This window comes from Novosphingobium mississippiense, from assembly GCF_044029535.1.
Classification (GTDB): domain Bacteria; phylum Pseudomonadota; class Alphaproteobacteria; order Sphingomonadales; family Sphingomonadaceae; genus Novosphingobium.
Map to the genome: position 1 here is coordinate 2,591,364 of NZ_CP147001.1, position 18,018 is coordinate 2,609,381.

Consider the following 18,018-nt stretch of genomic DNA (forward strand, 5'->3'; position numbering starts at 1 on the left):
AACATCCCCGCAAGTCAGACTTGTGTCAATCGACCTCTGCCGGAGCGTTTCGGCCCTCCACAGCGGCACCTGCATTCAGTCCACCGCGATGTCGCGTTCGGCCGCCCAGGCGGTCAACGCGGCGCGCAGATCGCGCGGCGGTTCGGCCAGCCAGCCTTCCATGGCGCCCCGGATTTCCGCCAGATCCACCTTGGCGACCAGATCCTTGATCGGACCGACCGACGCCGGTGTGATGGACAAGCGGTGGATCCCCAGCCCCAGCAACGCCAGCGCTTCCAGACGGCGGCCACCCATTTCGCCGCAGACCGCGATTTCCACATCATGCCCTTCGCAGCTGCGCACCACGCGGCGCAGGAACCGCAGGATCGCCGGGCTCAGCCAGTCATAGCGCTCCGCCAGCTTGGGATTGGCGCGATCGGCCGCGAACAGGAACTGCGTCAGGTCGTTGGTGCCGATCGACAGGAACGAGATTTTCGGCGCCAGCACGTCCAGCTGCTCGGCCAGCGCCGGCACTTCCAGCATGACCCCGTAGTGGATCGCTTCGGGCAGGACCTTCTTCTGCTTGCGCAGATAGGCCAGCTGGCCCTCGAACACTGCCTTTGCCTGATCGAATTCCCAGGGTTCGGCCACCAGCGGGAACATGACATGCAGCGTACGCCCCGCTGCGGCCTCCAACAGCGCGCGCGCCTGCACTTTCAGCAGCCCTTCGCGTTCCAGCGCGACGCGCAGCGCGCGCCAGCCCATCGCCGGGTTCTCCTCACCCTCGCCATCGTCATGCCGCAAGTAGGGCAGCGTCTTGTCGCCGCCGATGTCCACCGTGCGGAACTTGACCGGCTTGTCGCCCGCCGCCTCCATCACGTCGCGATAGAGCCGGGTCTGCCGTTCGCGCGAAGGCAAGGTGGCGGAAACCAGGAACTGGAACTCGGTGCGAAACAGGCCGATGCCGTCGGCGCCGGTCATCGTCAGGTTGGCGATATCGTCGCGCAGGCCGGCGTTGATCATCACCTGCACGCGCGTGCCGTCACGGGTAGTGGGATGCACATCGCGCAGCGCGGCATAGGCGGCCTGACGCTGGCGGCTCTTGGCGAAGCGCGCCTCGAACGCCTCGATCACGCCGGCGGGCGGGCGCACCATCGTCGTCGCCTGATCGGCATCGAGCAGCAGCTGATCGCCCTCGCGCACGACGCCGCGCAGGCCCCGCACGCGGCCGAGCACCGGAATGCCCATCGCCCGCGCCACGATCACGACATGGCTGGTGAGCGAGCCTTCTTCCAGGATCACGCCCTTCAACCGCCGCTTGTCGTATTCGAGAAGTTCGGCCGGGCCGAGGTTGCGCGCGATCAGGATCGCATCGTTGCGCAGCCCCATCGAGGCTGCGGTGCCAAGCTGACCGGAAACGATGCGCAGCAGGCGGTTCGCCAGATCCTCCAGATCGTGCATCCGATCCGCCAGCAGCGGATCGTCGATCTGGCGCATACGCATGCGGGTGCGCTGCTGCACGCGCTCGATCGCGGCTTCGGCGGTAAGGCCGGAATCGATCGCCTCGTTGATCCGGCGCGTCCAGCCTTCGTCGTAGGCGAACATGCGATAGGTTTCGAGCACCTCCTCATGCTCGCCACCCATGCCGAATTCCGCCTGGCTGGCCATGCGGTCGATCTGTTCGCGCATCTTGTCGAAGGCCAGGATCACGCGCTGGCGCTCCGCCTCGGTATCCTCGGCCACGATATGTTCGATGGTGACGCGCGGCTGGTGGTAGACGGCAACGCCCGAGGCAAGGCCCTTCACCAGCGCCAGCCCGCGAAGCTGCTGCGGGCCGGACTGGAGCGAGCCCGGCGCGTTGATGTCCTCTTCATCGACAAGGTCGGCATTGGTGATCAGTTCGGACAGCACCATGGCCACCGTCTGCAACGCCTCGATCTCCACTTCCTCGTACCGACGCGGCTCCACGTGCTGGACGCAGAGGACGCCCACTGCACGTTCGCGCCGCACGATCGGCACGCCGGCGAAGGAGTGGAAGCGGTCTTCGCCCGTCTCGGGGCGATAGGAAAAGTCCGGATGGGCGGCAGCTTCGGCCAGGTTCAGCGTCTCGATCCGATCGGCGATCGAGCCGACCAGACCTTCGCCCACCGCCATGCGGGTGACGTGCACGGCCTCTTGCGCAAGGCCGCGCGTGGCGAAGAGTTCAAGCATCCCCTCACGCAGCAGATAGATCGAGCACACCTCGCTATTGAGGCACTCCCCGATCGTTTCCACCACGTTGTTGAGCTTGGACTGCGCATGGTTGCGCGAGGCCATGACCTCATGGAGGCGGGTGAGGATATTCCGGGCTGCTTCGACGGCTCCGCTGGTCATGGCTACCCGAGTAACCGAAAGCGAGCGCTTTGGAAACGCGCCGAAGCCGTGAAATCAGCTGTTATCCTGAGAACGTCGCGCATTCGCGCAGGCGATCCGGTTACAAAACCGAAATCCCGGCGTGGGCGGCGCCTTCCCGGGGCCCGCGAAGAGGCCCGTTCCTTGGGAAAAAGGCGCCGCCGGCGTCACCGTGCGGCCACGCTCAGTTGCGGGCCAATTCCTCCTTGAGCTTCAGCTTTCTCTTCTTGAGGGCCTGGATCATCACGACATCGGGCATGGGGCGGCACATTTCGTCATGAATTTGACGCTCCAGGCCGGCATGCTTGCTTTGCAGGGCGTTGACGTGACGACTATCCATGGACAGTTCTCCTCTTCTCCGGGGGGCTGAGCCGCACCCGAACCAGCTTTTTCCGCGAAGCTGACCGGGCCGAAACCCGACGACCGAATGTTCTGTCTGCCGCGGTACCCACGGCATCTTGGCGACTCGGCATCGTGCGGATGCGGCGCGAAAGAGATCGAACCACATTCGCGCTATCTTGCGAAGAGTGTGATTGCTTCATATCGGTGAACTGCGTGCCGCCTGCGTCGAGCGGGCCCACGCGAAAATTGCTGCAGATGGCCATTTGGCGGCCGAATCAGGGCCGCCGATCGAGACTAGGGAATCCCGGCGTGACCGAAGAGGAAATGCGCAAGCGCCTCGAATTGCTCAAGATCGAACACCGCGATCTTGATGCGGCGATCGATGCGCTCAATGCGGCCGGCGCCGGCGACCAGTTGCAGATCGCCCGCCTGAAAAAACGCAAGCTGCGGCTGAAAGATCAGATTTCCCTGATCGAGGATTACCTGATCCCGGATATCATCGCGTAATCGTTCGACCTCGCCGTCGGGCAAACGGCCATCCGGCCGCTTTCGACCGTCAGGCCGGGCAAAACCGACTCGCCCTCAAAATTTCCCAATGAATTCAGTTAACCGCCGTTAGCGATGAAGCGTGCCGAACGGGGACAATCGCGAAATAGGCTTGGAAATTTACCTTTAGGCAGTTGTGCGCGAGTCGTTGTTAAGAAATATCGGGCGCCGCATGTCCGAAACCGCGACCATAAATCCGCGTATCGTCGACGCCCTCTATGCGGAGGCGTTGCTGCTGTCCGACGAAGTTCGCCACGCGTTCGCGCCGGCGGGCAGGCTTTCGGGCGAACGCGCTGGCAGGCCGGTCGGCGATGACGATTTCGCACGCGTCGCCCTTTCCAGCGAGGGGCTGCGCACCACCACGCGGATGATGCACGCGATCGCCTGGCTGCTGAATCACCGCGCCTATTTCATGGGTGAAATCAGCGAGTTGCAGCTGCGCCGTCATGGTCGCCTCTCGCCGGTAATGCGCCAGTCGGATGCCCGGCAACTCGCCATGCTGGCGCCGGAGGTAGCCACGCTGGTCGAAACCACGCGCCGCTTCTACGACCGGCTCCTGCGGCTGGAAGGCAGCTGGAAACTGGCGGACGAGAAGATGCCCAGCGCGCTGGAACAGCTTCGCGAGCGGATCGAACGCCGCCTCGCCAGCTAGTACCTTGAAGGCACCTAAAGCGACCTAGACGGCACCAAGCGCCTTGTTCCAGGCCGCGATCCGGCGGTCGCGCTCGCCTTCCGTCATCTGCGGCGCAAAACCGCTGCGCCGACCGGCCATCGCGCCCGCCGCCGCCTCCAGATTCGCGAACAGCCCCGCGCCGCTCGCCGCCAGCATCGCCGCGCCAAGCGCCGTCGTCTCGACAAAGCCGGGCCGCTCCACCGGGATGCCAAGCACGTCGGCGATGTCCTGCGCCATCCAGTCGTTCGCGCTCATGCCGCCATCGATCCGCAAGTGCGTCCAGCGCGCGCCGTCGGCCGCGAAAGCCTCCGCCAGATCGCGCGTCTGCATCGCCATCGCCTCCAGCGCCGCGCGGGCGAGGTGGGCGCGGCTGGCCGCGAAGGTCAGCCCGGTGATCGCCGCGCGCGCGTCCGGCCGCCAGTGTGGCGCGCCGAGGCCCGATAACGCCGGGACGATGACCACGCCGGCATTGTCCGGCACCGATCGCGCCAGCACTTCGGTCTCGCCCGCCGCGTCGATCAGGCCGAGCCCGTCGCGCAACCACTGGACCAGGCTGCCCGCCACGAAGACCGATCCTTCCAGCGCATAGGTCCGCTTGCCATCCAACTGGCACAGCACCGTCGCCAGCAGCCGGTGCTGCGATGCCGGCACCGCGTCGCCCATGTTCGCCAGCACGAAGGCCCCGGTGCCATAGGTCGCCTTGGTCGCGCCGGGCGTGAGGCAGCCCTGCCCGATCGTCGCCGCCTGCTGGTCGCCCGCCACGCCCGTTACCGGGATCGCCGTGCCCAGCCATTCGGAGCGCGCGATGCCAAGCGCGCCCGCGCTGTCGCAGACCTGCGGCAAGGCCGCCTGCGGCACGCCGAAGAGGTCGCACAGCCCCTGATCCCACCCTGCACCCGCCAGCGCCATCAAGGCGGTGCGGCTGGCATTGCCGGCATCGGTCACATGCGCGCCGGTCAGCTTGTAGAGCAGCCAGGAATCGACCGTGCCCAGCGCCAGCCTTCCGGCGTCGGCCGCCGCGCGCACTTCGGGCACGTTGTCGATCAGCCAGCGCATCTTGCTGGCGGAAAAGTACGGATCCAGCACCAGCCCGGTCGCCGCCTGCACCGCGCCTTCATGTCCGGCATCGCGCAAGGCGGCGCAGATGCTTTCCGTCCGCCGGTCCTGCCAGACCAGCGCCCGGGCGAGCGGTTCGCCGCTCACCTTGTCCCACGCCACCACGGTTTCGCGCTGGTTGGCAAGGCCGATCGCCGCGATCCGCGCCGCCCCACCCACTTGCGAGGCCGCGTGGCGCGCGCAGGCCAGCACGCTCTGCCAGATTTCGGCGGCGTCGTGCTCCACCCAGCCCGGCTGCGGATAGTGCTGGGTCAGCGGACGCTGCGCGGTGGCGCGCAGGCTGCCATCGGGCGCGAAGACCATCGCCCGGTTGGAGGTCGTCCCGGCATCGATCACCAGGATCAGTTCGGCCTCACTCAACGCGCCATGGCCCATCCGCATCTCTCCAACCGCCGCAAGGCTCGACACTAGCCGAGCAAATCACCATATCGGCGCCATGAACGCACCGGACCTGATCGACAAGCCCTATGCCCTGGCCGAGCGGATCGCCCCGCTCGTCCGGCGCGTGCTCGCGCGCAATCCATCGCCGTTCACTTATACCGGCACGCAGACTTACGTGGTGGGCGACGGCAGCGAGGTTGCCGTGATCGATCCCGGCCCGGCGGACGAGGAGCATATCGAGGCGATCCTGCATGCCGTGGGCGACGCGCGCCTTGTCGCCATCGCCTGCACCCATACCCACCGCGATCACTCGCCCGCCGCTGCGCCGCTGAAGGCGCGCACCGGCGCCCCGATCGTCGGCTGCGCACCACTGACGCTGGACGATGACGGCCCCCGTGCCGATGCCGCCTTCGATCCCGACTACGCGCCGGACCGCGTGTTGACCGATGGTGAGGCGATTTCCGGCGAAGGCTGGACGCTGGAAGCCGTGGCCACCCCCGGCCATACCTCCAACCACCTCTGCTTTGCCCTCCCGGAAACCGGCGCGCTGTTCACCGGCGACCATGTGATGGGCTGGTCCACCAGCGTCGTCTCCCCGCCCGATGGCGACATGACCGCCTATCTGGAAAGCCTGGCGAAGCTCTATGAGCGCCAGCAGGACGCGATCTATTTCCCCGCCCACGGCCCCGCCGTGGAAAAGCCGCGCCAGCTGGTGCGCGGCATGATCGGCCACCGCCGCCAGCGCGAACGCCAGATCCTGAAGCAGATCGAGGCGGGCCACCGCACGATTGGTGAAATGGTGCCACGCATGTACAAGGGCGTGGATGAAAGACTATGGCCCGCGGCAGGACGCTCTGTTCTTGCCCATCTTCTTGATCTGGAAAGAAGAAGCCTTGTAAATCGCGAAAATGACACTTGGACGCTCGTCGCGGGCGAATAGTAATTCGTCGAAATCGCGTGTAATCCGAACCCACCTTCAAGTATTCTCCCGCCATCACAAATAATGGGGCCCGTGGATACGGGTACGTGGGGAGAATTTTCATGGCAACTTTGCCTCAGGCGCGACTGCGCGCCCTTTCCTTCTGGCAGAAGATGGCGATCGGGCTTTCGGCCTTCATCCTCTTCGCCTTCGCGCAATTCGGCCTGCGCGGCTTCGTCGATTATGCCCATGCGCCGCTGGTCATGCATCTACACGGCATGGCGATGGTGGCCTGGCTGGGGCTGCTGACCACGCAATCGCTGCTGGCAGGCCGAAGTGGGCCAAGTTCGGGCGGGCTCGCGCTGCATCGCCGGCTCGGCTGGGCCAGTGCGGTGATGGTGCCGACGATGGTGGTGCTGGCCAGTGCGCTGTGCCTGACGGCGCTGAAACTGCACATGTTCCCGCCGTTCTTCACGCCCGCCTACTTCCTGGCGCTCGTCCATGTGGAAGCGGCATTCTTCGCGCTGCTGGTGTGCATGGCGGTTTCGCGGCGCGGGCAGAGCGATTGGCACAAGCGGCTGATGATCGGCTCCACGATAATCCTGATGGAGCCCGCGCTCGGCCGCCTGCTGCCGATGCCGTTGATCGTGCCCTGGGGCGAATGGGTGTCGATGGTGATCCAGCTTGGCGTCGTGCTGCTGATCGTCCGCCGCGACCGGCGCGAATTCGGCCATACCCATCCGGCGACCATGGCGGTGGCGATGGTGGTGATGCTCTCGCACGTCATCGTCGAACTGCTGGCCGTCACCCCCTGGTGGATCGCCTTGGCGACCCGAATGGCGGCGTGATGTTTTTACTTGGGCATCGCGGCAAGCGTCCCTAGATAGGCCGCAAATTCCGGGCATCGAACCGGACTGGCCAGACGAGGGACACCATGACCGCAATTCCCGCCAACCTTTCCGAGCTCGACCTGCGTGCCGAGATCGAACGGCTGCGCAAGGAGCGCAATGCGGTGATCCTGGCGCACTATTACCAGCGCCCTGAGCTTCAGGATCTGGCGGACTTCGTGGGCGACAGTCTGGAACTCAGCCGCAAGGCGGCGGAAACCGATGCCGACGTGATCGCCTTCTGCGGCGTGAAGTTCATGGCCGAAACCGCCAAGATCCTCAGCCCGGAAAAGATCGTGGTGCTGCCCGACATGGAAGCGGGTTGCAGCCTTGAGGATTCGTGCCCGCCGGAAAAGTTCGCCGCCTTCCGCGCCGCGCATCCGGACCATATCGCGCTGACCTACATCAACTGCTCGACCGAGGTGAAGGCGCTGTCCGACATCATCGTCACCAGTTCCAGCGCCGAGACGATCCTGCAGCAGATCCCGGCCGACCAGAAGATCATCTTCGGCCCGGACCGTCACCTTGGCGGCTATCTTTCGCGCAAGTTCGGGCGCGAGATGCTGCTGTGGCCGGGCGTCTGCATCGTGCACGAGGCGTTCAGCGAAACCGAACTGCTGAAGCTGAAGGCGCAGCACCCCAATGCGCCGATCGCCGCGCACCCGGAATGCCCGCCGCACATCGTCGACCATGCGGACTACGTCGGTTCCACCAGCGGCATTCTTCAGTATGCGAAGACCACCGATGCCGACACGCTGATCGTCGCCACCGAGCCGCACATCATCCATCAGATGCAATTGGCGATCCCGGACAAGACCTTCATCGGCGCGCCCGGTGCGGACGGCAACTGCAACTGCAACATCTGCCCCTACATGGCGCTGAACACGATGGAGAAGCTCTACATCGCCCTGCGCGATCTGGAGCCGCGCATCGAGATCGACGAGCAGCTTCGCCTCGACGCCAAGAAGAGCCTGGACCGCATGCTCGACATGGCCAGCGGCACCGTGGGCAAGGGCGATCTGGGCAACCGCTGAGGTTGTGTTTTGGGGGCGTGGGCGGGCAATGCGGCCGCCGCCCCGCTCTATTGCTTCAGTTGCTCCAACTTGTCCCATAATCCATCGTCGCCCCCGCGAAGGCGGGGGCCCCGCTTCCTTGAGCCGGTGCGCTGTGCATCGAAGAACAAGCGGGATCCCCGCCTTCGCGGGGATGACGGGATTTTTGAGCGATAGATTGAGTTTGGGCCCGGAGCCTGGGGCCGGATGTCCCGTCAAAGTCGCGCCCAGCGGCGACCTCTTCCCGCCGGATTTCCGCCCCAAAGCCCATCCCACCCGCAGAACCGAACACCGACGGGAAATTTTCTTTCGCAGTTAAAACGGCGAAATTCCGCCATTGCATGCGCAAAAATCGGAAAAAAATCGTCCTGTGTATAAATAATCGAACCCGAATCGCTTGCAGGGTCGGGGTCTCCTTGATAGAGGCGCCCTCCTACCACGGAGCGGTTGAAAAACGGCTTCGGATGATTGAGCGGTCGTGGCGGAATTGGTAGACGCGCAACGTTGAGGTCGTTGTGGGCGAAAGCCCGTGGAAGTTCGAGTCTTCTCGACCGCACCATCATCCAGATCGGGATCGATAAAAGCCTTCGGGCATCTCCCGATTTTCTTCTATGGTACTTTCCCCGATACTTTGAATTACCCTTCGGGGCCCTGCTTCGTTCAGGCGTAGGCGGCTTTCGAGCTGCCGTTATTCTCTCGCTTCAGGCTGGCGACTTCGCCGTAATCACCCAGCAGCCCTTCGACGATCGCGTAAGTCCGCTCGTCATCCACGTCGATCGCCTGGGTGCCATCGGCCAGCACCACCGCGCGCACGCGCATGCCCAACCGGCGCGAGGCGCGCACGACGGCGCCCGCCAGCGTTTCCATGCCCAGCCGCACCATTACGAAGCCCAGCAGCCCGATCGCCCGCCAGATCCGCAGCCCTTCCCGGTCCGACGCGCGCACGCCGCGAAATACGTTCACCGCGTCGACGAAGCGCGCCGATGCCATGCCGTAAAGATCGCAGGCGACATATTCGCCATCGTGCAGCGGGATGAAGCTGCGCCCGGCATCCGGATGCGCTGCTTCCACCGCCGCGCGGCTGGTCAGCGCGAAGGCGACATCGGCGGTGTCCAGCGCCTCTATCATCGCATCGATCGAGGCGGCGGACAGCAAGGCGTGATCGGCGGTGGTGACCAGCAGCGGCCCCTCCCAGTCTTTCGCCGCCGCGCGCACGCTGGCGGCGATGTCCGCCTGCGCCTCCACCAGTGCCACCGTTCCGCGCCCGGGTATCTGCGTCAACACATCCCACACCGGCTCGAACGCCTGCCGCTCGACGCAGATGGCAAGGCTGGTGACACGCGGATGCTGCGCCGCGGTCTGCAGGATATGCGCGATCAGCGGGCGGCCGGCCAGTGGCACCAGACAGCGATGACTTTGCCCGAAATGCTGGGCCAGCGCGTCCGCCCCGCGCATGGCGGAGCGCGGGCCATGCCCGGCAAGCACGACAAGCCGCAGAGGCTGCGGTTCGTCTTCCAGGCTGTCAGGGAGGTCCGTAGAAGCCATTACCTTCGCGCCTATGCCGCGCGCGTGTGACAAGGCCGTGACCTTTTGCATGCCCCTTTCGGGGAATTGCTCCAGACCCGATCATGCGGCGCAAGCCGGCATCCCCGCCGGTTCGCGCGAACGACAAGGATCAGCGGCCGTCGTTCGTTCCGGTTCGAACCACTTCCGGTTCGGGCAGCGTTTGGTCCCCTTCACCCAGTTGGCGCTGCATGACGAAGACATCCAGCCATTTGCCATGCTTCCAGCCCGCCGCCGCCAGCGTGCCCACCGGGCGGAAGCCGGCGCGGGCATGGAGGACCACCGATGCCGGTTCGCTTTCCGCGATCACCGCGAAGGCCTGACGGAACCCGCGCGCCTCGCACCGATCGAGCAAGGCGCCCAGCAACTGGCTGCCGATGCCGCGCCCCACGCAGCCCGGCTCCACGTAGATCGTCGTCTCCACGCTATAGCGATAGCCCGCGCGCGGGCCATAGCGCTGGGCGAAGCCGAAGCCGATCACGCGTCCATCCGCCTGGCTGTCCCGCACCAGCAGGAACGGGTATCCCCCGTCCAGCGTCGCGCCGATGCGACGGCGCGTTTCCAGCTCCGCCGGCGGTTCGGTTTCGAAAGTCGCAGTGCTTTCCAGCACGTAATGCGCATAGATCGCCGCGATGGCCCCGGCATCGTCCGGCCGGGCGTCGCAGATGGTCAAATCCCCGTTCATCGTCACAAATATGCAGCATACAACGAAGCCTGCCAAGTTGTCCTGCCACGTTGCGGCAGCGGCAACCCTTCCCTAAACGTCAGGACGATGGAGCTTCGCACTTGCAACCTGGCGATCCTTGGCGGCGGCCTTGCCGGATCGCTGATCGCGCTCGCCATGGCGCGCCACCGGCCCGAATTGCGCGTGCTGCTGATAGAGCGCGGCGCGGCGCTGGGCGGCGATCATGTGTGGTCGTTCTTCGAAAGCGATCTTGCCCCGGCCGAGCGCGAACTGGTCACGCCGCTGGTGGCCAGGCGCTGGCCGGGATACGATGTGCACTTTCCCGGCTTCTCCCGCCGGCTCTCCACCACTTACGCCAGCGTGACCAGCCGCAACCTGGACGCGGTGACGCGCGCCGCCCTGCCGGAAGCGGCGGTGCTGACCGGCGCGGAAGTGCGCCACGCCACGCCCAATTCGGTTACCCTGGCGGATGGCGGGCAGATCGCCGCCGATGCGGTGATCGACGCGCGGGGCGCGCACGGGCTGCCGCACATGGCGGGCGGCTGGCAGAAATTCGCGGGACAAATGCTGCGCACCGCCCGGCCGCATGGGCTGGAGCGCCCGGTGGTGATGGATGCCCGCGTGGAACAGGCGGACGGTTACCGCTTTGTCTATGCCTTGCCGTTTTCCGCCAACGAGATCTTCCTTGAGGATACCTACTATTCCGATACCCCCACGCTGGACCTGCCCCTGCTGCGCGATCGCATCGGCGCCTATGCACGACAGGCCGGCTGGCAGGTCGCGGCGGTGGACTATGAGGAGACCGGCGTGCTTCCGGTGATTGCCGAGGGCGATTTCGAGGCGTTCTGGTCCGCCACGGATTCGCCCGAAATGGCACGCGCGGGCGTGCGCGCGGCGCTGGTTCACCCGCTGACGTCCTATTCGCTTCCCGATGCCGCGCGTTTCGCGCATCATCTGACCACTCTCGACAAGCTCTCCGGCAACAGCCTAGGAAGGGTCAGCCATGCATGGGCCGCAAACCATTGGCGCGGGGGGCGCTATTACCGGATGTTGACTCGCATGCTGTTCGCCGCCGCACCGCCGGGTGCGCGATGGCGCGTGCTCGAACGGTTCTACCGCCTGCCGGAGCCGCTGGTGGAACGCTTCTACGCAGGCCGCTCCACCCTGGCGGACCGGGCACGGCTGCTGATCGGCCGCCCGCCGGTGCCGCTGGGCGCGGCGCTGGCCAGCCTGTCCGGCGGGGGACGCCCGCTGGCTGATCTGGGAACGGCCGACCTGGGGCTTGAACGGGGACCGGCGCGATGACCACGGTCGCCTATAGCAAGGCCTGCGTGATCGGCGGCGGTTTCGGCGGCCTGGCCCTGGCCATCCGCCTGCAGAACGCAGGCGTCGAAACCACCCTGATCGAAGCGCGCGAACAAGTGGGTGGCCGCGCCTGGGTGCGCGAGGTCGATGGCTTCACGTTCGACGGCGGCCCCACCGTCATCACCGATCCCGCCGCCCTGCGCGAATTGTGGGCGCTGTCCGGCCACGAGATGGCCGACGATGTGGACCTGATGCCGGTCATGCCGTTCTACCGGCTGAACTGGACCGACGGCGTGACGTTCGACTATTCGAACGACGACAATGTCCTGCGGCGCGAGATCGCCCGCGTCGCGCCCAACGACATCGGCGGGTATGAGGAATTCCTCCACTATGCGGAGGGGGTGTACCAAGAAGGCTACGTCAAGCTGGGGCATCAGGCGTTCCTGGACTTCACCAGCATGGTGAAGGCGGCGCCGGCACTGGCGCGCTATCAGGCGTGGCGATCGGTCTATTCGATGGTGTCGCACTATGTGAAGGACGAGCATCTGCGCCAGGCGCTGTCGTTCCACACCTTGCTGGTGGGCGGCAATCCGATGACCACCAGCGCGATCTACGCGCTGATCCACAAGCTGGAAAAGGACGGCGGCGTCTGGTGGGCGCGGGGTGGCACCAACAAGCTGGCGCAGGCGATGGCCCGCCAGTTCGAACGGATCGGCGGCACCATCCGCCTGGGCGACAAGGTTTCGCAGATCCACACCTTGGGCGACCATGTGACCGAAGTGGAGTGCGAGAGCGGCTGGAAAGCCCGGTTCGACGCGATCGCCAGCAATGGCGACATCATGCACAGCTATCGCGACCTGCTGGCGGGCAGCCTGCGCGGGCAGGAAATGGCCAAGAAGCTGGCGCACAAGCGCTTTTCGCCCAGCGTCTTCGTGGTCCATTTCGGGCTGGAGGGCACCTGGCCGGGCATCCCGCACCATTCGGTGCTGTTCGGCCCCCGCTACAAGGGCCTGCTGGACGATATCTACGAACACGGCGTGCTGCCGCGCGATTTCTCGATCTATCTCCACCATCCCAGCGTCACCGATCCGTCGATGGCACCGCCGGGCAAGAGCACGTTCTATGCCCTTGTCCCGGTGGCGAACATGGGCAAGCTGCCGGTGGACTGGAACGAGGTGGGCCCGGTGCTGGAACGCCGCGTGCTGGCCGAAGTCAGCCGCCGCCTGATCCCCGATCTGGACGACCGCATCGTCACCAAGTTCCACTATGCCCCGCCCGATCTGGAGCGCGACATGGGCGCCTACCGTGGCAATGCCTTCAGCCTGGAGCCGCTGCTGACGCAGAGCGCCTGGTTCCGCGGGCATAACCGGGATGACAAGCTGAAGAACTTCTACCTCGTCGGTGCGGGCACCCATCCGGGGGCGGGCATTCCCGGCGTGGTCGGCAGCGCCAAGGCCACCGCCAAACTGATGGTGGAGCAATTGCGATGAGCCGGGAGGTCAAGGCCCTTAACACCGCGTGGAGCTGGACCGGCGTGGATTTCGCCGAGATCGTGGCCCACAGCCTGATGGGGCACATGCTGGTCACCGACACGGCCGGCGCGTTCCACTACGTCGATCCCGAAATGGGCACCGTCACCCTGCTGGGCGACGAAGCGGCGGCGCGCGATCACATGGCGCTGGACGAAACGCAGGCGATCTGGCGCGCCGATGCGCTGATCGATGCGGGAACCAAGCGGCTGGGCTTCAATGCGCTGGGGGAAGTCTACAGCTTGACGCTTCCGGCGCTGATCGCGGGCGACTATGCGCCCGAGAACCTGATCAGGATCGACTTCGTGAAACTGATCTATCTTACCGGCGACCTGGCCCGGCAGACGCGCGATCTGCCCGATGGTGCGGCGGTGCAACTGAAGGTTATCGACTGAAATGAAGCGTATCGCCGTCTACTGCGGTTCGGCCACCCCCGCCGACCCGCGCTACATCGAACTGGCCCGCGAAGTGGGCGCGACGCTGGCGCGCAAGGGCATCGGCGTGGTCTACGGCGGCGGTCGGCTGGGCCTGATGGGCGCAGTGGCAGCCGGTGCGCTGTCGGAAGGCGGCGAAGTGATCGGCGTGATCCCGGAAGCGCTGGTGGGTGGCAATGGTCGCGGCGGCGAAGTGGCCAACAACGACTGCACCGAATTGCACATCGTGAAGACCATGCATGAGCGCAAGGCGGAATTCACCCGCCTGTCGGACGGCTTCATCGTCATCCCCGGCGGCGTGGGCACCATGGACGAGCTGTGGGAAGCGGTCAGCTGGGCGCAGCTGGGCTATCACGACAAGCCGGTGGGCGTGCTCAATTCCTTCGGCTTCTACGACCTGCTGCTGGCGTTCAACCGCCACATGGCCGAAGTGGGCTTCGTCCGCCCGGCGCATCAGGGCATCATCATCGACGATACCGAACTGGAAGCCCTTCTGGACCGCATGGCCGCGCATGAGCCGATCGTGCCGATCGTCCGGATGGACCCGAAGACCCTCTAGAATTGGCGAATGACATCCGATCGCGCCCAACTGGTTGAAACCGCCCGCAAGTCGATCCGCAAGGGTTCGAAAAGCTTTGCGGCGGCCAGCCGGCTGTTCGATCGGACCACGCGCGAACGCGTCTGGCTGCTCTATGCCTGGTGCCGCGCCTGCGACGATATCGCCGACGAGCAGGACCACGGACGCGCCGCCCGGCGCGTTCCACTGGGCACCCGGCTGGCGCCGCAGGACCGGCTGGCCACCATCCGCACGCTGACCGAACTCGCCATGGCGGGCGAGACCACCGGCACCCCGGCTTTCGACGCGCTGGGCCAATTGCGCCGCGAAGTGCCGATCGCCGGCAGCGCGGTGGACGATGTGCTGGCCGGTTTCGCGCTGGACGCCGCCGAATGGCGCCCCCGCAGCGAGGCGGACATGCTGCGCTACTGCTATCACGTCGCCGGCGCCGTCGGCGTGATCATGGCGCTGGTCATGGGTGTCGATGCCGATGACGAGGACACGCTGGACCGCGCCTGCGATCTGGGCATTGCCTTCCAGCTCGCCAATATCGTTCGCGACGTCTGGGAGGATGATGCGAACGGCCGCTGCTACTTGCCCCAGGAGTGGCTGGCCGAAGCCGACATTCCCCCGGGTGAGGTTACCAAGCCGCACTATCGCCGCGCCTTGGTGCCGCTGGTCGCCCGCGCCTGCGCCCTCGCGCGGGAGTATGAGGCTTCTGCCCGGATCGGCGCCGCGCGGCTTGCCTTCCGCCAACGCTGGGCGGTGCTCTCCGCCGCCGGCATCTACGGCGACATCGCGCGCGAGGTGGAAAAGCTGGGCAGCCACGCCTGGGACCATCGCGTGCGCACCTCCCGCGTCCGCAAGCTGGCCTGCGTGTGGCAGGCCTGGAAGGAAGCCCGCACGCCGCCGCGCCTTGCCGAAACGCCGCCCCGCCCCATGCCGTCCCGGCGCGAACTGGTGGAACTGGCGCACAGCCATCCGGTCATCCGGCCGAGCTGATCCTCCGCCGTCGGCTGAAAGCGCCGAAAATTATCCTCTCCGTTGGGTCGCCTGAATTGGCCTCAATCCAGCCCGGATTCGCGCGCTGCGCTTTCAACCCCACTTTCGTCGTCCCCGCGCAGGCGGGGACGAAAAGAGATTTCGGAAAGTCAGCGCGTAAGCTCCGCGGCAGCACACAACAACAGACAAGCCGCCGGGGTTTATCCCGGCCGGCCTGTTTCGCCTGTGATCGTCTTGAACGGTGGACCCAAAGGGCGGCAGCGAGATGCGCGCAAGGGGCGATTCGCGGTCGCATCCGGACCATGCCCGGCACGTCACCCACCGGCAACCGCTGCAAACGTTGCAATCTGTCGCCTGCCCCCAGTCTGAGACGAGTTGCATTCACCGCACGCTTTTGCAGCCAAGTGACGGCTTGCGCGTTCTTCCCGTATCCCACCAAGGAGAAGATGCCATGCTTTTCACCATAGCCGCCATCCTCATCATTCTGTGGCTGCTCGGCTTCGTTGTATTCCACGTTACGGGCGCGCTGATTCACGTGCTGCTGGTGGTCGCGATCGTCGTCGGCCTGGTCCAGCTGTTCCGTGGCCGAAGGGTCTAGTTCGATAGCGGATAAAAATTCGGGGGCCGCAAGCCCCCGAAATTCCCTTTTCAAAACTCATGCCCCGCCGTCGGCGGGTGCGCCTTGTAGAAGCCCGGCGGGTTGACCCTGCGGAACAGCCGCCCCTTCTCCGAATAGAGCACCAGCGCCAGCGAGGTCAGCCCGCAGACCACCATGGCCCCCAGGATCGGCCGCGCTGTCCCGTCATAGGCCTGCCCGATCAGCGATCCCAGCGCCGCGCCCAGCACCGTCCGCACGAACGACATGACCGAAGCCGCCGCCCCCGCGATCCGCGCGAAGGGCTGGAGCGAGATCGCCTGGAAGTTCGCGCCGATGAAGCTCATCATGCACATCGTCAGCGTCATCAGCGGGATGAAGGTCCACAGGCTCTCCCCCCGCATCGCCAGCACCAGATGGATCGCGGCGAACAGGATGTAGCAGCACAGCGCCGCGTGCGAGACACGGCGGGCGCCGAACCGCTCGACAATGCGCGAATTGGCGAAGTTGCTGCAGGCCATCACCAGCGCCATGCAACCGAACACCACCGGGAACAGCGTGCCCGCGCCGAAATGCTCCCCCACCAGCTGCTGGGCCGAATTGATGTAGCCGAACAGCGCCCCCTGCACGAAGGCCGCGCCCAGGAAATAGCCGAGCGAGGCCCGCTCCTTCATCGCCAGCACCATGTTGCCGGCGATCACGCGCGGCTGGATCGGCTGGCGGAATTCGGGGTGCAGCGTTTCCGGCAGCCGCATCCAGCTCCAGCCGAACACCAGCACGCCCATCGTGCACATGATCCCGAAGATCCAGCGCCAGCCGGCGAACAGCAGCACCGTCTGGCCGATCATCGGCGCCACCATCGGCACGATCATGAAGGTCATCGCCACCAGCGACTGCGTGCGCGCCATGCGATCGCCATCGAAACGGTCGCGCAGGATGGTCATCGGCATGACCATCATCGCCGAACAGAACGCCCCCATGAACCCGCGCGCGATCAGCAGCAGCGTGAAGCTGCCCGAAATCGCGCAAAGGAAGGCGGTGATCACGTAAGCGCCGATCGCGGTCAGCACCACCGGCCGCCGCCCGAACCGGTCCGCCAGTGCGCCGGGAAACAGCGATCCCAGGCCGGAGCAGATCAGGAAGACGCCGACGATCAGCTGGCGCTGATTGGGATCGGCCAGATGCAGATCGCGCGAGATCGCGCCCAGCGCCGGCAGCATGACGTCGATCGAAAGCGCCATCAGCGCCTGGAGCGAGGCCATCAGGATTACGAACTCGACTTCCCCCATCGGGAAGCGGTCGGACCTTGCATCGGAGGCGCCGGGGGCATCAGGGGAACGCATGACTCGCCCATGCCGCATGTGCGAAAGAAGCGCCAGCCCTAAGGCCGGTCCGACCTGACCTCAGGCGCAGCCTTCGACATAGGCAAGCGCCGGCATCGTGCCGACATGGATTGCGCTGACCTTGCCGTCATGCCCGATCTCGAACCGCAGGGCGGGATCGCCGCTCTTCGCATTGGGCGCGGTAAGGTACTTGGCAGGCGCTGCCTCGTACTTGTGCGGTTCCGCGCGGAAGCCGGCGAACCACTTCTTCACGTCGGCCTCGCTCGCCCCGACGCCAATGCCTTCGACCAGCTTGACCTCAGACCGCTGACCCACGGTGATCCGCCGCACCTTGCCCTGTTCGACAATGGCATAGACACCCGGATAGTCCGGCGACGTGACCGTGCGGCAGGCATCGGAGGCCTGCGCCCCGCGCTCCGCCCAGGACGATCCCGCAGGCACCGGCTCACCGATGCGCAGATCGGCCAGACCTTCCAGCGCCAGTATATTGGCATCGGCGCCGGGGGTGGCGGTTGGTGCGCTCGTCGGCGCTTCGGTCACGGCCGCGTCCGGCACGGCGCTGGCGGTCGCCATCTCGGTGGCCTGTTCCGAGGCTTGTCCGGGCGCCGGGGCAGGCTCGGACGAACAGGCCGCCAGTGCAACGGCCAGCGCGGACACGGTGAGAAGGTTTTTCATGGCGGCTACAACGTAAGGGAGCGGCAACTGTTCCTCCGACATGGC

The 18,018-nt window shown here is 65.9% G+C and carries 18 protein-coding genes and 1 tRNA gene; 12 read left to right on the forward strand and 7 right to left on the reverse strand.

All coding sequences use genetic code 11. The features are described from left to right. Positions 1–75: 75 nt before the first annotated feature. The gene (gene ptsP, locus WBP06_RS12165) at positions 76–2,352 is read right to left on the reverse strand and encodes a phosphoenolpyruvate--protein phosphotransferase (protein WP_395327958.1); all 2,277 of its coding nucleotides are present in this window, start codon (positions 2,350–2,352) and stop codon (positions 76–78) included. Between the two features lie 202 nt (positions 2,353–2,554). Further along, positions 2,555–2,710, reverse strand: a complete 156-nt coding sequence (locus WBP06_RS12170; RefSeq protein WP_395327961.1) for a DUF465 domain-containing protein — start codon at positions 2,708–2,710, stop codon at positions 2,555–2,557. Positions 2,711–3,021: 311 nt separating this feature from the next. Here WBP06_RS12170 and WBP06_RS12175 point away from each other — a divergent pair, with 311 nt between their 5' ends. Further along, a complete protein-coding gene (locus WBP06_RS12175) occupies positions 3,022–3,219 on the forward strand; it encodes a YdcH family protein (RefSeq protein ID WP_395334138.1) in 198 nt (65 codons plus the stop codon). A gap of 211 nt (positions 3,220–3,430) precedes the next feature. Next, positions 3,431–3,910: a DUF1465 family protein gene (locus WBP06_RS12180; protein WP_395327963.1), complete on the forward strand. Its 480-nt coding sequence runs from the start codon at positions 3,431–3,433 to the stop codon at positions 3,908–3,910. Between the two features lie 24 nt (positions 3,911–3,934). Here WBP06_RS12180 and glpK read toward each other — a convergent pair whose 3' ends face one another. After that, on the reverse strand, positions 3,935–5,428 hold the full coding sequence (gene glpK / locus WBP06_RS12185; RefSeq protein ID WP_395327965.1) for a glycerol kinase GlpK: 1,494 nt from the start codon (positions 5,426–5,428) through the stop codon (positions 3,935–3,937). Positions 5,429–5,483: 55 nt separating this feature from the next. Here glpK and WBP06_RS12190 point away from each other — a divergent pair, with 55 nt between their 5' ends. The 4 genes from WBP06_RS12190 (at position 5,484) to WBP06_RS12205 (ending at position 8,845) form a co-directional block, all read left to right on the forward strand. After that, positions 5,484–6,368 (forward strand): MBL fold metallo-hydrolase, encoded by an 885-nt coding sequence (locus tag WBP06_RS12190; RefSeq protein ID WP_395327968.1) that lies wholly within the window; start codon positions 5,484–5,486, stop codon positions 6,366–6,368. A gap of 101 nt (positions 6,369–6,469) precedes the next feature. Then, positions 6,470–7,195 carry a hypothetical protein gene (locus tag WBP06_RS12195; RefSeq protein WP_395327971.1) on the forward strand — a complete coding sequence of 242 codons (726 nt, stop codon included), beginning with the start codon at positions 6,470–6,472 and terminating at the stop codon, positions 7,193–7,195. An 86-nt stretch (positions 7,196–7,281) separates the two neighbouring features. Beyond that, a complete protein-coding gene (nadA, locus tag WBP06_RS12200) occupies positions 7,282–8,268 on the forward strand; it encodes a quinolinate synthase NadA (RefSeq protein ID WP_395327973.1) in 987 nt (328 codons plus the stop codon). A 490-nt stretch (positions 8,269–8,758) separates the two neighbouring features. Next, positions 8,759–8,845 (forward strand) — tRNA-Leu (locus tag WBP06_RS12205). Positions 8,846–8,946: 101 nt separating this feature from the next. Here the strand turns inward: WBP06_RS12205 and WBP06_RS12210 are convergent. Next, complete coding sequence (locus WBP06_RS12210) at positions 8,947–9,831, reverse strand: NTP transferase domain-containing protein (protein ID WP_395327976.1); 885 nt, start codon at positions 9,829–9,831, stop codon at positions 8,947–8,949. A 130-nt stretch (positions 9,832–9,961) separates the two neighbouring features. Then, a complete protein-coding gene (locus tag WBP06_RS12215; RefSeq protein ID WP_395327980.1) occupies positions 9,962–10,522 on the reverse strand; it encodes a GNAT family N-acetyltransferase in 561 nt (186 codons plus the stop codon). A gap of 99 nt (positions 10,523–10,621) precedes the next feature. On the opposite strand from WBP06_RS12215, the gene crtY reads away from it, so the two are divergent. The 6 genes from crtY (at position 10,622) to WBP06_RS12245 (ending at position 15,958) form a co-directional block, all read left to right on the forward strand. Beyond that, entirely contained in the window at positions 10,622–11,839 is a 1,218-nt protein-coding gene (gene crtY, locus WBP06_RS12220) for a lycopene beta-cyclase CrtY (RefSeq protein WP_395327983.1), read from the forward strand. Next, the gene (locus WBP06_RS12225) at positions 11,836–13,329 is read left to right on the forward strand and encodes a phytoene desaturase (RefSeq protein ID WP_395327986.1); all 1,494 of its coding nucleotides are present in this window, start codon (positions 11,836–11,838) and stop codon (positions 13,327–13,329) included. The genes crtY and WBP06_RS12225 overlap by 4 nt, the downstream gene beginning before the upstream one ends. Beyond that, complete coding sequence (locus WBP06_RS12230; protein WP_395327989.1) at positions 13,326–13,763, forward strand: hypothetical protein; 438 nt, start codon at positions 13,326–13,328, stop codon at positions 13,761–13,763. The genes WBP06_RS12225 and WBP06_RS12230 overlap by 4 nt, the downstream gene beginning before the upstream one ends. Before the next feature lies 1 nt (position 13,764). After that, complete coding sequence (locus WBP06_RS12235; RefSeq protein ID WP_395327992.1) at positions 13,765–14,361, forward strand: TIGR00730 family Rossman fold protein; 597 nt, start codon at positions 13,765–13,767, stop codon at positions 14,359–14,361. Between the two features lie 9 nt (positions 14,362–14,370). Further along, positions 14,371–15,360, forward strand: a complete 990-nt coding sequence (locus tag WBP06_RS12240) for a phytoene/squalene synthase family protein (protein ID WP_395327995.1) — start codon at positions 14,371–14,373, stop codon at positions 15,358–15,360. Positions 15,361–15,811: 451 nt separating this feature from the next. Continuing rightward, positions 15,812–15,958, forward strand: coding sequence for a lmo0937 family membrane protein (locus WBP06_RS12245; protein WP_395327998.1), 147 nt, complete (start codon positions 15,812–15,814; stop codon positions 15,956–15,958). Between the two features lie 50 nt (positions 15,959–16,008). Here the strand turns inward: WBP06_RS12245 and WBP06_RS12250 are convergent, their stop codons facing one another. Further along, positions 16,009–17,298, reverse strand: a complete 1,290-nt coding sequence (locus WBP06_RS12250; RefSeq protein ID WP_395328001.1) for a multidrug effflux MFS transporter — start codon at positions 17,296–17,298, stop codon at positions 16,009–16,011. A gap of 60 nt (positions 17,299–17,358) precedes the next feature. Next, entirely contained in the window at positions 17,359–17,973 is a 615-nt protein-coding gene (locus WBP06_RS12255; protein WP_395328004.1) for a hypothetical protein, read from the reverse strand. Positions 17,974–18,018 lie beyond the last annotated feature (45 nt).